The sequence below is a fragment of the Candidatus Vondammii sp. HM_W22 genome (genome assembly GCF_022530855.2).
Classification (GTDB): Bacteria; Pseudomonadota; Gammaproteobacteria; order Chromatiales; family Chromatiaceae; genus Vondammii.
In genome coordinates, this window is sequence record NZ_CP099567.1 from 919,894 (window position 1) to 934,284 (window position 14,391).

Here is a 14,391-nt window from a genome sequence, read left to right on the forward strand (position 1 = left end):
AAACATTTGTTTTTTGCCCGGCTTATTTTGGTATAAATTGAACGCTGACTGATTGATCAGCAGAATGAGGTCTGAATAGTGGATGAACGGCTGAAAAAGCGGCTTGTGGGTGCCACCGTCCTGATATCGCTGGTGGTTATTTTTGTGCCCATGTTGCTGGAGCATGGGCCGATTATTGAAACGGGCATTACCGAGAGCAACATTCCCCCCCGGCCGGATACATACTTCTCTTCCCGAGTGCTGCCGCTGGAAAGTGAAACACTCTCCCCCACCCTTGACGAGATTGTTCCTCTGCAATCAGACGACAAACCCGAGCCGGTGCAGACGCCTCCTCCCCGAGCAGGAAAACCAGCGCAACCGGTAGCCAAGCCGGTTAAGCCCGTCCCGGTAACACAGCGTGTGGGTCTCTCTGCCTGGGTGGTTCAGGTGGGTAGTTTCGGTAAACGTGAAAATGCTGAAAAAGTTGAGAAGATTCTGAAAAGCAAGAAATTCCCCGCTTTTATCAAGCGTGCAGGTGTCAAAGAGAAAACTTTGTTCAGGGTGATGGTTGGTCCTGAAATAGACCGTAAACTGGCAGAGCAGATGTTGGGGAAAGTAAATCGCCAGCTCAAGCCGATGAAGTTGAAAGGAACACTGAAGAGCTACCAGTAGGCCGTGCTGTCGCATTATCTTATCTGAAATGTCAAGGGGATGGGTTAGCCAAAGATATGACTCAGCCTTTCAGTATAGGGGTAAGGATCACAGTTTTCCTTTGAACCAAGTCGTTTCCCTCCCGCTTAGTTACCTCCTCCCCCCAGACAAATTGAAGTTCAATCTTCTTGTGTGCTTGGCTTTGCTGCATTCAACCAACCGGTTTTTAAAGTTGAATCTTTAAGATAGAACTCACGAAGGATGGTAAGCATAAAAACTCCTATTTAATTTTAAGGTGAGATCAGCCAGGAAAAATAAATCATTATCGTGACTGATACGAAAAATAAAACCCAGGTACCTCTAGATTAATTCCAGGAATCGCCTATTATCAATCGGCCCGCAGATCACCCACTTTCCCGTTGGAGGCTTTAGAAGCCAAGCAAGGTTTTTGGAAAGTACCGAAATTAAAGACCCGCGGAGCGCTTTATAATTCACGTGCCATGGGTAAGTTCGTGAGTATTGATCTGGATATGCATAAAATCCGCAAAGGCAAATGGTACCTTGGCATGAAGGCCGATATTGGCATGGACAGCAGAACCAAACTGATCCGCTCAATAAGTGAAAAACTTCAATTTTTCAGACCATCCTGGATGTCCATTGGTTTTTGAATTTTCGCATTGCCATAATTGTGCGGGGAACACATATTGGAGATGTTTTGATATTAATCGGCAAGTTTTTCATGGAGGAGATTCAGCAGATGGTAAAGGTCGGAAAATACGGTTTATTCGAAGATGAGTTGCATGCAAACTGCAGACGTCGAGGGAAGAGCAATAGAATAGCAATCAATGCGCATGTAACTCATACCGAAAACAGCGTTCTGCGAAGCGTGCTCAGTGCAAGATTCAAAAGTAGTATCGCAGGCCCTGTGTCAGGTACCGGGCATGTTGTGTCCGTTTCGTCATCATTACTCTCCCGCACAGTACTCGGCATTGGATTGTTTGTTTCCAGCTCGATACTGCCGGATATCATCACAGGCGGTGCAGGCAAGGCATGGGCTGCGTGTACAACAGCCGGAACCGTAGTAACTTGTAATAAAGATTCCAACCCCGTGACTAAGCGTCAAATATACAGTACTCCCATAAACACCATAAATGTGTTGAAAGGATCAGCTATTGATACAACCTCCGCCGCTGAGCCATCGGTAGCTCTGGATGGAGACGATGCAGGGCCTATGGAAATTATTCAGGAAGCCGGCAGTTCGATTCTTTCACTGGCCTCGTCCTCGCCAGGAGGACTTGGTGGTTTGGGCATTATTCAAAGAGGTGCTGGTAAAGTTATCATTAATCATCATGGCAGTGTGCTCCTAACGGGCGGAGGAGCTTCTGTACCCATGGGTATCAGTCGAGTTATAGCCAAATCTGGTGTTTAGTCAGTTGAATCAAGCGGTGACCTGATCGACTCTTGCTACCTCAACACCCTCTTTAAATTTGATTCCGGTTATCACCTTCGCCAGATAATCGAAACCCCGTAATCGTCTCCACGTCTTCTCGGCACACAGGCCGAGTTTAAACATCATGTGTAGCATGCCGTCACGCGATAGGCAGCCCTTGGAACGCTTGGTTCGATGGCGGATTGTCCCGAAGGTGGATTCAATCGGATTGCTGGTCCGAATACTCTGCCAATGCTGCGCAGGAAATTGATAGAAAGCCATCAGTTCCTCTCGGTCTTTGTGCAGACAGATGGCAGCCTTCGGATACTTTGGCTCATACGTTTTGATAAACAGATCAAAGGCTTTTTCCGCATCGGCCTGGGTCTCCGCCTGCCAGATGTTGTGCAGTGCCTGCTTCGCTTTCGGCTGAGCTGACCTTGGCAGGCAGTTCAGCACGTTCATGGCCTTGTGCATCCAGCAGCGCTGCTGACGCGTCTCTGGATACACTTCCTCCAGCGCAGCCCAGAATCCCATGGCACCGTCACCGATCGCCAATTTGGGCGGGGTCAGTCCGCGTGACTTCAGTTTCAACAGTACCTCCCGCCAGCTCTGTGTGGACTCCCGTACACCATCCTCAATTGCCAGAAAATGCTTCTCACCACGCTCATTCACGCCGATCACCACCAGGGCACACAGCTTCGTCTGCTCTGCTCTCTGTCCGCTGTAGACACCGTCTGCCCACACATACACCCAATGGCCCTTATCCAGGCGCTCCTCGCACCCGCTCCGATATTCTTCTGCCCAGACCTGCTTCAGACGCGATACCCTGCCCGCCGACAAGCCTGTTGCACCCGGAACCACAAGCACTTTCAGGGCTTCACCCATCTCTCCACTGGAAATCCTCTTCAGGTAGAGCCACGGCAGTGCCGCTTCCAGTGACTTCGTCTTGCGTACATACGGCGGCACCAGAGCTGATCGGAACGTCACCGGCTCGCCGGTCTTCGCTCGTACTTTGGGGATCTTGACCGTGACCGGCCCTAATCCTGTCTGCAGTTTACGAGCTGGCAGGTGACCATTACGCACCACACCCACCTTGCCATCCTCTGTCCGTCGCTCGACGTGCTCCGCCAACAGCTCCAGCAGCTCGGCCTCCACCACCTGGTAGATCAACTGCTCTGCACCACTTCTCAGCAACTTTGTCAGCGGATCGATAATCGTATCGCGACCTGCCAGCTTAACAACGTTATTCTTACTCGTGGTGGCGTATCTCCAATGGTTGTTTTGATGTCTCGCAACAACAAATCAACCAGATACCCGGCTTTTTTTCAATTCCTTTCAAACACCACTTTCAGTTATAACTCGTATCAGTCTGGCAGCGGTGGTATTACCGTGAAATCGACAGGTGATATTACGACTGATGGGGAAAGCAGTGATGGGATTCATACGACTAGTGCTGGTGATGGAGATACCACCATTGATTCTAGCGGCACCATTGACACGATAGGTACTGGTGCCATAGGGATTCAGAGTGATCACTATGGGGGTGTGGGCGATATCAATATTACACAGCATGGGAGCGGTGCTATTGATACGTTTGGCGCTGAAGCTCTACGCAGCAGGATAGCGGCACTATCAGTATAAGGGGTGATGGTGCCTATGGCATTTGGGCAGAGCATAGGGGCACGGGCACACTCAATATTACACAAACAGAAAATGCTGTGATTGGTACGACGGGTAATGAAGCCCACGATATTTCAGCCCGTTTTTCCCCTGCTGATGTGCTGGATGATACGAATAAGATCGCGATTAATGTAAAGGGCACTATTAATACTGAGGGGGATTCTGCCGCCGGTATTTATGGTCGGCACGATGGTGAGGGCAAGCTTAAGCTTGATATTACCTCATGCGGCAGATATCACCACGAAAGGTGAAAAGGCCCATGGCATTATGGGTGATGCAGATGACCCGAATAGTCAAGCTTCGATTACCATTAATGCGACCGGCGGTACGATCAGCACAGAGAAAGGAGAGGCCCATGGCATTTATGGCAAACAGAGGGGTACGGGTGCCATTAATATTACCTCTGCGGCGGAGATTACCACCAAAGGCATCCTGGCCCACGGAATTTTTGGCGGACACGAGGGTACAGGCGCGGTTGATATTACCTCTACGGCGAAGATCACCACCAAAGGCCGTTATGCCAGGGGAATTCAGAGCCGAATTGGTAGCTCACCGAGTACGGCTGCTATGAACATTAACTCTGAGGCGGCCATTAACACGGAGGGTGGGAGAGCTCACGGTATTTCTGCCACACACGCTGGCAGTACGGGCACGATTAACATCACCTCCGCGGCAGATATCACCGCCACCGGTTTAGGTTCTGATGGCCTGGAGGCAGCGGGGAGTGGAAACCAACGCTTTCGCGTAAAAGTCACGGGTGGCACTATTCTGGGTGGACGGAGTACAGGTGCGGGCATTAACACAGCCAGCCGGGGTGGCGGCACGATAGATATCCAGTCTGGCAGTACTCTCAGTGCCTTGAGTGATCGGGCTATCATCGATGCAGACGGGGCGGCAGCGATTACCAATACGGGTACTATCATTGGCTTTGTGACGCTTGGTGGTGGTGATGATACATTTACCAATAGCTCTTCCAATTCGTTCAATGTGCGTAGCTTTGCCGATACAGATGGCGACCGTATCCGTGACAAAGAGAGTGTGGCCGTCAACGACTTTGGTACCGGCAGCGACACTTTCACCAATACGGCGACCGGGACGGTTCGTCTGCTGACGGTTGAGGATATGAGTGGGCTGTCGTCGGAGGTTGACGATGATACAGCGCCAACAGACTGGGATACTACGTTTGTTAAAGAGTACTTTTCCGCAGGCTCGGCCAGATTGTCGATCACCGGTGGCGCTACCGCTGGTAATAGTGGCGGCGGAATATTCCGGGCCGATGGAGGAGAACTGCGGATTGATACGGTTCTGGATGATGGCGTGGTGGATACCACTGACGTCCTGGTTGTTGACAGGACGGAGGTAGGCAGTGGTGGCCCGACAAAAGTTATCGTTGCCAATGCCGGAGGCGCTGGTGGGTTGACCGGCCGGGGAAAGACAGACGGTATCCTGGTTATCGAAGTGCTGGATGCAGGCTATTCCGCTTCAAGTGCATTCGTGCTTGGCGCCCCGGCTGTTGCCGGCGCATATGAATATGATCTTGTTCAGGCGGATAATCAGAACTGGTATCTGCAATCGCTGAAGAAATCAGCGGGACTTCAGGCCCAGCTTTATGGTTACAGTGCGCTTCAGGTCGTGCTGCGTGAGGAGATAGATACGCTGTGGCAGCGGGGTCGACGAGGGCAACTGTTAGACATGGATGGCACGGCGAGCCAGTCGGGTTCCGGCTTATGGATGCGCAGTAGATATTTAAAAACCTCAGTCGATGCGGGTGTGACATTTGGTGCTGACAGTGCAAATACCAGTCTTGACTATAGGCAGTCCATGATTCAGCTTGGTTATGACCATGAACTGCTTGCCGGTGCTGACGGCTATCTGGCGGCGGGCGTGTTCGGTCATTACAAGCGTCTTGATCTGGATGTTGACAATGCCATGGGTGAACGGCTTTCCAGCGCGGATACCAGTGGCTATGGTGGCGGTGCGTCGTTGATCTGGTACAGCCAAGATGGCTTTTATGGCGGTCTGGTTGGCCAGTTGACGGCCTATGACATCGATGTGACAGGTTATACCGGCGGTAAAGGTTCTCTGGACGCACTGACTTGGTCGATAAGTGTTGAGGGCGGGCACCGATTTGATTTTATTGGCGGCACGCGTCTTGTCCCCCAGGCGCAGCTTGCGTGGCATGGCCTGGAGCTTGATGATTTCACTGATAGCAGAGGTGTTGTGGTGACCTGGGAGGAGAAAAAAGCGTTGACGGGCCGGCTTGGTCTTGCGTTGGAGGGTGGCAGGCTGAAGTCTCAGGGCGGCAATGGTCTGACCGGTTATGTTCTTACCAACCTTGTACATGACTTTGACCGACCGGGCAGCCTTAATGCCTCAGGGACCAGTGTGGGGATGCAGGTGAACAAAATGCGAGTAAACAGAACCCGCATTGAGGGGCGGTTTGGCGTTCAACTGCTGACCGATGATGATCGTCTGATATTCTTTGGTGAGATCGGTGTTGCGAAGGATTTAAGGGGAAAACCCCATACTCAGTACAGTGGCACTGCAGGACTCCGGTGGAACTTCTGACGGAGTCTTAAGGCGGCGGGCTCAAGGACTTAGCAGGCCAGATCTTTCGGCTTTTCCATTATACTCCAGGTTCCGGGCGCAGATGAGAGTGCCCGGGACCTTTTGCTTCTCCGGCCGGAGTTAAATTCAGGAATCCCCCCTGTACCAGGCCTATCCCGTCCTGGAATGACGTCTTATGTTCAGACCCATTTTATTGTCCTGGTCCGCTGGTTAAACCATGCACTTTAGTACAAGGCTTTAGCTTTAAATACTGAGAAATGGTCGCAACGCCCCAAGCAGTAGCAGATATACTGGAACAGACATTCAACAAGATACACTAGGAAGAGATGCAGGAGATTCCAATTCTAAACCCGGCAATCAAGGTTCAGGCATTAGGTTTCCAAGAGTACCAGGGGAGGGTGCTTGGTGTTCTATTACATCCTGGTTGATGAATGTGGTTATGTTGCCTAGTGTGTGAGACGACATATAGATAGCGAAAACCGGGATATGATCCAATACGATTGGATTAGGTGGGATGATAAGGAAAATTAGAGGGTTAGAGGGCATTTAATCGTTAGGTAAAAAATGAGAAAATGCGACTCATCAAGCCCCAAAGGCTTTAATAAAGTAAAACCGTCAAGATAAACGCGACGAGAACAGCTTACTATTTTGCTTCTTCGCGGTCCTGTAGTGAGCGAAGTGTTTCATATAGACGCTCAACTCCAGATTGTTCAAGCCCATGGAGTGTCACTAGTTCGACGATCAGTGCAGCCCATATAGCTGCTGGGTTTGAGCTGGGATCATCTTTTGTCATATCGAAAGCAACCTGGGAGGCTGTCCTAAACTTCTCCGCTTGGCGCTCCCACTCCTTTTGCTCGCCAGATGAGCGTTCCGTGGGAGGTTCAGGTTCTGGTGTGGGCTGTTGAGCCATAATCATGGCGCCACTCCCTGTTAGTAACCAGTTGGCATTGCAATCGAGGCGTGCGAGCGCTGCAATAACCTGGCTTCCAGGGGTATGTCCACCTGATTCATAACGCTGCCAGGACTTCTTCCCAATACCCAGCAAACCATCCATCTCTGCTTGAGATACCCCAAAATGCTCCCGAAGCTTCTTTAATCGGTCAAAAACCCCATTATTTAGGGTATTACTTTCTTCGTCCAAAGCGTTACCCTTTTTAATTTTCTTATTCATAGGGTAACACTTCCCGTTATTATCTCTATAAAACAAATAGTTATATTCATCGTTAACAATATGTGGCGTAATTAGGGTAATACTTAAAGCGATACCCTATATACTGGTTGACACGCCTCATTTTTCATGGCTATCATGCACCGCATGAAGAATAAAATTCCTACAAAAAAATACCCCCGGGAGGATTGGCATCCAGCAGATATCAAAGCCGCCCTGGAAAAAGCCGGTTGGTCACTATCTCGGCTCTCTATCCATCACGGCTACGCCAGCCGCAACACACTAAAGCATGCGCTACAGCGTAGTTGGCCCAAGGGTCAACGGCTGATTGCCCAGGCAATCGGTGTTCCACCCGAAAAAATCTGGCCTTCCCGATATAGAAAACATTCACCTGATGCCTCCAAAAAGTCTAACCCAAAACAGAGAAGAAGGCGCGTTGAAGGATAACAATTCCTACCTTCTTTCTATCTCGATTCGATTTCAGCCTATACCTCGGCTGAAAATCTCGCCAGTACTCGTTTTGGAAGGAGATAACTTATGAGCTTTCCAAGAAAACGGCGTAACTGGAAGCGAGTGCGTCCGAGCAATCTTCGGGATGCCTTTCGTCTCTGCAAAGAGTATGCAAGAGAGAAGAAAAACCTAAGCGTTGAACGGATCGCCGATCTGATGGGTGTGTCGGTAGACAGCCTCTATAAGTGGTTATCCAACGGCAAAATGTCTGCCTCGATGATCCAGGGCTACGAACATTTCTGCGGTATTCATCTTGTCAGCGATTACCTGGCCTCCAGCGCAAACAGACTGGTGATTGATATCCCTACTGGTCGAGCCGTTTCGGCGATGGAAACCAATGAGCTGCAGGCCGTTTTTTCAGATGCCTTCGGCATGCTGATCCGTTACTACAACGGTGAAGCCGATCAGCAGGTGACAGAGGATAACCTGACCTGCATTTTAGCCGGCTTGGTCTGGCACCGTGAGAATGTACGAAAGACGGAACAACCAGAACTCGAATTCGGAGTTAAGGAGTGAACAAGAGATCTCCTGTTCACTCCTTGAGTAATCCAGATACCACGCTAGTTGAGATTGCCGAGGCGCTTGGTCTTAGTAAAAAAAGCGTATCAACTCGCGCCAAACGCGCAAGCTGGCCATACCGGGAAAAGGCGGCCCTGGGAGGTCAAAGACGTCTCTATTCTCTAACATCACTCCCCGATGAGATGGCAGTCAGCCTGGTGATGCTACGCATTAAGCATCATGAGCCAAGCCCGGCAGAGATCCAGAAGGCGGCGAAACGCCTGTCGAACAATGCAAAGAACCGCATTCTACGCCAAGCCGCTTCAGAGATTGCCACTAAACCTCTCGCAGAGCTGCCTGAACCCGTAGAAACCCCTCTGGTCTGTGAGCTCAAAGACCAGCAACGGGATCGTATGAACGCCCGCCTGGCCATTCTCTCTATCATCGACGAGATGGCCCTGCATGCCAATCAAGGCAAGGCGATTAAAGAGTTCATCCGGATGGCAAATAGCGATGAGCTTCCCCAATCCACCATGGATGCGCTGCTTCTGGCAAAGAGCAAAAGCCATGGCAAAAACGTAATCGACAGAGCCACTATCTACAGATGGATCAGTGAGCGTACTAAAGGTGTAACGGCTTTGGCCCCACGGTGTGGTCGCAAACCGGTGTATCACGACTGGGGTCCGCTGTTTCTGGAAATATACCAACGCCCGCAGAAGCTCTCTGCAGCTAAGATAGCACGTGATTGGGATACCTATTACCCCGGCATACCTGGCCCAAGTAATGGGCGCGCTGCACAGCGTTTTCTGGAAGAGATCCCTGCCGAATTTAAAAACTACGGTCGCATGGGCAAGAACGCGATCCGAGCAATCAAGCCTTTCGTGCGCCGTACCATGGATGGCCTCTGGCCGATGGATGTTGTGACTGTCGATGGACACCTTTTTAAAGCCTATGTCCGTCATCCGGCTACCGGTACCCGTTTCCGACCGGAGGTCACTACCTATCTGGATATCGCCACCCGAAAAGCAATAGGTTTTTCTGCCTGGATTGCCGAAAGCCAGTACGCCATCTGGATAGCGCTGCGGGATATGGTGGCCAACCCTGAATGCGGTGTGCCTGCGATTCATTACAGTGACAACGGCGCCTATCGCGGTGAACAACACAGGGCAACATTGTCGCGGATCGGCACCTCTTTGATGTTTTCCGAAGCTTATCGTGCCCAGGCGCGCGGTGTGATTGAGCGACTGAACAGTTCGGTCTGGGTGCCAACAGCAAAAAAACTGCCTACTTACTGCGGTAAGGATACTGATCAGGAGTTTTTTAAAAAGGCATTAAAAAAGGCGGACAAAAACGGTGACGGACTACCGAGCTGGAGTGATTTTATCGCCGGTTGCCAACAGGCACTTGATGATTACAACAACCGAAAACACAGCACGCTGGGCGAAACACCCAACCAGGCATGGGAGCGCGCCATCGCCGACGGATGGAAGCCGACACTACTGGAAAACGACGATCTCCATGACCTTCTCCCTTCAGTAGAGCGCAAGGCAATACGAGGTGAAGTATCACTGCCGTGGGGACGATATTTCAGCGAGGACCTGGGCCTGTATCACGGCCGCAAGGTTCGCGTTTCCTTTGATCCGGCAAACGGCGCGCAGGTGTGGATATCTTCATTGACAGGCGAGCTGCTCTGCACAGCGAAACGTGATGCCAATGCACGGCCTTATGTACGTGAAAGCCAGCTTGAGCACGCCAGGGCAAAACGTGAGAGCGGGCGTGTTGAACGGCTGGAACGGAAAATTGATTCAGCCCGTGAAGAGGGTGCCTATCAGATAGAGGCCCAGCCTGCAGACCCAATTATCACCGAAATGGCCAAAGCGAATCTGGAACAGATGCGCCGTGAATTTGAAGAGACCGAACCCGCATTTATCACTCCGGACAACGACCCCAAACGCTACGAACTATGGAAGGAGATCGGAGCGCGGCAGGATGAACTCAGCCCGGATGAAAAAGCTTTTTATGAGCGATTTAAAGACGCGCATTACTGCCAGACGATGCAGAAACTGGAAGAAGAATTCGATCAGTCATTTGCACAAACGGACGGCTGAATGAAAAACGCCCCTGGCTGCAACCAGGGGCATTAATGAAGTGCATTCACAAGTAGTACAGGGGTAAGTATGACACAAGCAGAACAGAGTCTCACTATCGCACCGCTCACAAATGTTGGGTTGTGCATGTCTGCCCTGGAGAGGGCATTGAACCGCACGCGTGGTTTGCCTGGGATCATCGAGTTTCACGGCCCCAGCGGTTTCGGAAAATCAACCGCAGCAGCACATGTTGCCATGCGCCTGTCTGCATATTTCGTAATGGCACAGTCAAACTGGACAAAAAAAGCGTTCCTACTGGCCATCCTTGAGGACATGCGCATCGTCCCATTAAAGACCATCCCTGAACTCGTAAAGCAAATCGCCCAGCAACTCTCACTCTCACAGCGCCCCCTCATTATTGACGAGGCCGGGCTGTTGCTCGACCGGGAAGGCGGGGCAAACCTGATCAAGGATCTCTACGAGGCATCCCAAGGCACCTTGATGCTGATCGGTGAAGAGCTGCTACCCAACAGAATCCAGCGCTGGGAGCGCTTGGACGGGCGGGTGCTCGACTGGGTGCCCGCACAAGGCAGATGCCCGGTTGTTAATCCGCATCTATGCCAACGGCATTGAGATTGCGGATGACCTGCTCAAGCACCTGGTCGATCTTTCCAAAGGCTCGGTACGGCGGGTGATCGTCAATCTGGCCAACATCCGGGAAGAGGCCACCAAGGTCGGCTGGTCAACAGTGGATCGTAAGACGTGGGGAGACCGCCCAATCTACACCGGCAAGCCACCCAAGATCAGGAGGTAGACGATGGCGTGTAAACCAATCCACCTCCAGGCAACGGGGCCCCGCAATGACCGCCAAGCCATGTGGGAAGCAATTCGCAACCTGGGGGATAAAGGTAATTCATTCACTGTGCGGGATATCCGAGGGCAGCTACAGGGTGCCACACCCGTCGGCAAAATCCGGGAATACTGCACGTGCCTCACAAACGGTGGATATCTGAAAAAGCAGATTCAGGGGCATGGCGTCCAAACTGACTACAGCCTGATCAATGACACAGGCATCGATGCACCGCGTCTAAGAAAAGATGGCACCCCAGTCACTCAAGGTTTTGGACAGGAACGGATATGGCGCTTGCTACGCATGATGCGCTCACCGTTGACGGCACGTGAACTGACAGCCCACATCAACTTGCCTGACCACCCCGTCATACTCGCAGCCGTCACAAGTTATCTCAGTTACCTGAAGCGTGCCGATTACCTGATAACACACGGCCAAGGCGAACAACTTGGCTACATGCTGATTCCGGCCATGGACACTGGCCCATTGGTGCCCATGGTGCAGCGTATCAAACAGGTCTTCGACCCCAACACCGGAAAGGTCGTCTGGCCAAAGGGGAATGAAGAATGACACCCCTTCTAAAGAGCAACAAATGGCTGAAAGCGCTACGCAAAGCCTGTGAAGAGACATCCCAAAGCAAGGTTGCAGCACGGTTGCGCCAGCCCGATGGATTTCCCTCTCCAACGGTGATTAACCAAGTATTAAATGACAAATATCCCGGGCGTAAAGAGCGCCTGCAAGCCCTGGTCGAGGGCGTGTACATGAACCGCACAGTTGATTGTCCCGTGTTGGGAACGATCAAAACGGATCTCTGTATTGACCATCAGAGTCGATCATTTTCCACACACAACCCACTTCTGGTACAGCTCTATCGTGCATGTCGAGACGGCTGCCCCGAGACTCGAATAGCAAAGGATTGATATGAACAGATCAACGCATAACGGCCGACTGGCCGTACAAATGGAAGACGCTCACCACTGCCTGGCAGACCTGGCCAAACGAGGGCTCTCTATTCGCCAGGTGGAAGTCGGCCTAATGCCGATTCCCCGCATCATCCTGGATGCCTCCTATCTTGAACTAGGTGGGTTAAAGGGAGGAATCAAGTGCATTAAACGCAACGGCATCCGCACGGATGTTTATGCGACCCAGCATCAACGTTGCCAAATCGAATGGGAGGTGCCGGCATGAGCTCTGGAAACTGCGATCTCTGCCTTCGCTGGTCCAGCGACTTGATTGAAGGCGTCTGCGGTGAATGCCGGGAACGGCACAACCTGAACGAATTATCTTCAACCGATACAGAGTGGATGGAAGATTTAAAGACACCACCTTACACCCAGCACCTGGCCGAACGCGTAACAGATGCGCTGGAAGAGCTCTGCTGCCTTCCATCACAGAGGGTTATCCAGGACATCATTTCCGAAGCACTCTTTAACGCCGCCCAGGAGATCAGGCAGGGAAAGTGTGCCGAACTGGAATACATAGGAACGCTCCGCAGCGATAACAGCAACATGATGTTCACACCGGACAAATGGCTGTTATCAAAAAACCAGGATGAGCAGGCCGCACGTGAACTCAGAAAACAGGCACAACAGAGACAGGAGTCAGAATGATCAGCCCTATTCCAGAAGGTTACCGCCTCAACGCCCAAGGGCACCTGGTGCCGGAAGAGGTCATTGCAGAGATCGACAGAGATCGTGACGCCCTGGTTGCCGAGATCTTCCAAGCCGCCAACCAGCTGCGCACATCGATGACCGCATTCAAAGCCCAGGCGATGGGTGATGTCAGCGCATTCATCGAGCTGGCAGGTGAGAAGTATGGCGCAAAAATCGGAGGGCAAAAGGGCAACATCAGCTTAACCTCATACGATGGCAGCAAAAAGGTAATGATCGCTGTCGGTGAGACCATCGCCTTCAATGAGTCCCTGCAGATCGCCAAAGCCCTCATTGATGAGTGTATCCATGAATGGACAGCAGACTCAGGCACTGAACTGAAGGCATTGGTTGAACACGCCTTTCAGACCGACAAAGAGGGAGAGATCAATACAGGCCGCATCCTCGGCCTCACGCGCCTGGCAATCGAACACGACAAATGGAAACAGGCCATGCAGGCAATCAAAGAGAGCCTGATGGTAGTGGCCACCAAAACCTACATCCGCCTCTACACCCGGCCCAGCCGCGACCGGAAATTTCAGCAGTTAAGTCTCGATATCGCCTCACTCTAAAAACCAGGAGGTGTAATGCCGGCACTTAATTTCCAAAACAGTGGCCAGCATTTGAGAGCTTAAAATCGGGAGGTCCAATCTTGAACCGTAATACTTTAATTAAACTCGTCCATGTCGGTGCCAGAAAGCTCTTCAATAATGAAGACGCCAGGCGCGAGTGGCAGTTTGCACACACCGGGCACACTAGCTGCAAAGCGATGAGCAATGCGGATATGGAGCGACTGGTCACCGAACTACGCAGGAAACAGGCCCTGGAGCCCCGCAGGCCACCCAAGCGCGCCGGTCGCGTGCCCTTCAATCGATCCAACTACATGAACAAGATCGAAGCCCAGCTCGCTTCCATGGGGCTTAGCTGGCAATACGCAGAGCGCATTGCATACCAAGTCACCGGCGGCAATGGCAACAAGCCCAATACCAGCCCAGGCATCAAACGCCTGGAGTGGGTACGCAAAGCCGAACACTTTCGCGCCATTATCGCCGCCCTTGACGTCGAGCAGAAAAAGCGCGGCCTCCTCGCCAGTGTCGAGGAGCTTCTGAAGCAGCTTGGCAAAGAGATGACCTACGTCGAAACGATCGTGCCAGAGCATATGAGCGGCAAATGGAACCGCAACCGTGCCTGGCTCCGGCATATCGTCGAAGCTTTAAAGAGTGAATACAACGCCAGCCAGGGAGATGTACCAAGCAGGCAATTTAAAGAGCATAAAGGAGACGCTAAAGGGTTGACCTTTCCCCCAGAAATAGAGCCATGAC

20 protein-coding genes are annotated in these 14,391 nt (G+C 51.7%); 17 read left to right on the plus strand and 3 right to left on the minus strand.

What is annotated here, in order from left to right:
• Positions 1 to 78 precede the first annotated feature (78 nt).
• The 3 genes from MN084_RS05140 (at position 79) to MN084_RS05150 (ending at position 2,059) form a co-directional block, all read left to right on the plus strand.
• Positions 79 to 651, plus strand: coding sequence for an SPOR domain-containing protein (locus tag MN084_RS05140; protein ID WP_241086938.1), 573 nt, complete (start codon positions 79 to 81; stop codon positions 649 to 651).
• Positions 652 to 1,049: 398 nt separating this feature from the next.
• The gene (locus MN084_RS19275) at positions 1,050 to 1,298 is read left to right on the plus strand and encodes a hypothetical protein (protein WP_445083889.1); all 249 of its coding nucleotides are present in this window, start codon (positions 1,050 to 1,052) and stop codon (positions 1,296 to 1,298) included.
• Positions 1,295 to 2,059 (plus strand): hypothetical protein, encoded by a 765-nt coding sequence (locus tag MN084_RS05150; protein WP_241086937.1) that lies wholly within the window; start codon positions 1,295 to 1,297, stop codon positions 2,057 to 2,059. Before MN084_RS19275 ends, MN084_RS05150 begins: the two co-directional genes overlap by 4 nt.
• A gap of 9 nt (positions 2,060 to 2,068) precedes the next feature.
• On the opposite strand, the gene MN084_RS05155 is transcribed toward MN084_RS05150, so the two are convergent.
• On the minus strand, positions 2,069 to 3,292 hold the full coding sequence (locus MN084_RS05155) for an IS256 family transposase (RefSeq protein WP_330178523.1): 1,224 nt from the start codon (positions 3,290 to 3,292) through the stop codon (positions 2,069 to 2,071).
• A gap of 102 nt (positions 3,293 to 3,394) precedes the next feature.
• Positions 3,395 to 3,631 (minus strand): hypothetical protein, encoded by a 237-nt coding sequence (locus tag MN084_RS05160; protein WP_241086936.1) that lies wholly within the window; start codon positions 3,629 to 3,631, stop codon positions 3,395 to 3,397.
• Positions 3,632 to 3,777: 146 nt separating this feature from the next.
• Here MN084_RS05160 and MN084_RS05165 point away from each other — a divergent pair, with 146 nt between their 5' ends.
• The 3 genes from MN084_RS05165 to hybE all read left to right on the plus strand — a co-directional run bounded on the left by MN084_RS05165 (position 3,778) and on the right by hybE (position 6,735).
• Positions 3,778 to 3,990 (plus strand): hypothetical protein, encoded by a 213-nt coding sequence (locus MN084_RS05165; RefSeq protein ID WP_241086935.1) that lies wholly within the window; start codon positions 3,778 to 3,780, stop codon positions 3,988 to 3,990.
• A gap of 16 nt (positions 3,991 to 4,006) precedes the next feature.
• Positions 4,007 to 6,307, plus strand: coding sequence for an autotransporter outer membrane beta-barrel domain-containing protein (locus tag MN084_RS05170; RefSeq protein ID WP_241086934.1), 2,301 nt, complete (start codon positions 4,007 to 4,009; stop codon positions 6,305 to 6,307).
• Between the two features lie 326 nt (positions 6,308 to 6,633).
• On the plus strand, positions 6,634 to 6,735 hold the full coding sequence (gene hybE, locus MN084_RS19280; protein WP_445083890.1) for a [NiFe]-hydrogenase assembly chaperone HybE: 102 nt from the start codon (positions 6,634 to 6,636) through the stop codon (positions 6,733 to 6,735).
• 215 nt (positions 6,736 to 6,950) lie between these two features.
• On the opposite strand, the gene MN084_RS05175 is transcribed toward hybE, so the two are convergent.
• On the minus strand, positions 6,951 to 7,478 hold the full coding sequence (locus MN084_RS05175) for a helix-turn-helix domain-containing protein (protein ID WP_241086933.1): 528 nt from the start codon (positions 7,476 to 7,478) through the stop codon (positions 6,951 to 6,953).
• Positions 7,479 to 7,622: 144 nt separating this feature from the next.
• On the opposite strand from MN084_RS05175, the gene MN084_RS05180 reads away from it, so the two are divergent.
• The 11 genes from MN084_RS05180 (at position 7,623) to MN084_RS05230 (ending at position 14,390) form a co-directional block, all read left to right on the plus strand.
• Positions 7,623 to 7,922: a helix-turn-helix domain-containing protein gene (locus MN084_RS05180; protein WP_241086932.1), complete on the plus strand. Its 300-nt coding sequence runs from the start codon at positions 7,623 to 7,625 to the stop codon at positions 7,920 to 7,922.
• Between the two features lie 90 nt (positions 7,923 to 8,012).
• Positions 8,013 to 8,501, plus strand: a complete 489-nt coding sequence (locus MN084_RS05185; protein ID WP_241086931.1) for a helix-turn-helix domain-containing protein — start codon at positions 8,013 to 8,015, stop codon at positions 8,499 to 8,501.
• On the plus strand, positions 8,498 to 10,591 hold the full coding sequence (locus MN084_RS05190; RefSeq protein ID WP_241086930.1) for a Mu transposase C-terminal domain-containing protein: 2,094 nt from the start codon (positions 8,498 to 8,500) through the stop codon (positions 10,589 to 10,591). Before MN084_RS05185 ends, MN084_RS05190 begins: the two co-directional genes overlap by 4 nt.
• Positions 10,592 to 10,738: 147 nt before the next feature.
• A complete protein-coding gene (locus MN084_RS05195) occupies positions 10,739 to 11,203 on the plus strand; it encodes an ATP-binding protein (RefSeq protein ID WP_330178403.1) in 465 nt (154 codons plus the stop codon).
• Complete coding sequence (locus MN084_RS05200; protein ID WP_241086928.1) at positions 11,172 to 11,384, plus strand: hypothetical protein; 213 nt, start codon at positions 11,172 to 11,174, stop codon at positions 11,382 to 11,384. The genes MN084_RS05195 and MN084_RS05200 overlap by 32 nt, the downstream gene beginning before the upstream one ends.
• Before the next feature lie 3 nt (positions 11,385 to 11,387).
• Positions 11,388 to 11,990: a hypothetical protein gene (locus MN084_RS05205; protein WP_241086927.1), complete on the plus strand. Its 603-nt coding sequence runs from the start codon at positions 11,388 to 11,390 to the stop codon at positions 11,988 to 11,990.
• The gene (locus MN084_RS05210; protein WP_241086926.1) at positions 11,987 to 12,340 is read left to right on the plus strand and encodes an XRE family transcriptional regulator; all 354 of its coding nucleotides are present in this window, start codon (positions 11,987 to 11,989) and stop codon (positions 12,338 to 12,340) included. The genes MN084_RS05205 and MN084_RS05210 overlap by 4 nt, the downstream gene beginning before the upstream one ends.
• A gap of 1 nt (position 12,341) precedes the next feature.
• Entirely contained in the window at positions 12,342 to 12,608 is a 267-nt protein-coding gene (locus MN084_RS05215) for a hypothetical protein (protein WP_241086925.1), read from the plus strand.
• A complete protein-coding gene (locus MN084_RS05220; RefSeq protein ID WP_241086924.1) occupies positions 12,605 to 13,030 on the plus strand; it encodes a hypothetical protein in 426 nt (141 codons plus the stop codon). Before MN084_RS05215 ends, MN084_RS05220 begins: the two co-directional genes overlap by 4 nt.
• Complete coding sequence (locus MN084_RS05225; protein WP_241086923.1) at positions 13,027 to 13,641, plus strand: DUF3164 family protein; 615 nt, start codon at positions 13,027 to 13,029, stop codon at positions 13,639 to 13,641. The genes MN084_RS05220 and MN084_RS05225 overlap by 4 nt, the downstream gene beginning before the upstream one ends.
• 80 nt (positions 13,642 to 13,721) lie before the next feature.
• The gene (locus tag MN084_RS05230; protein WP_241086922.1) at positions 13,722 to 14,390 is read left to right on the plus strand and encodes a phage protein GemA/Gp16 family protein; all 669 of its coding nucleotides are present in this window, start codon (positions 13,722 to 13,724) and stop codon (positions 14,388 to 14,390) included.
• The last annotated feature ends 1 nt before the right edge of the window (position 14,391 follow it).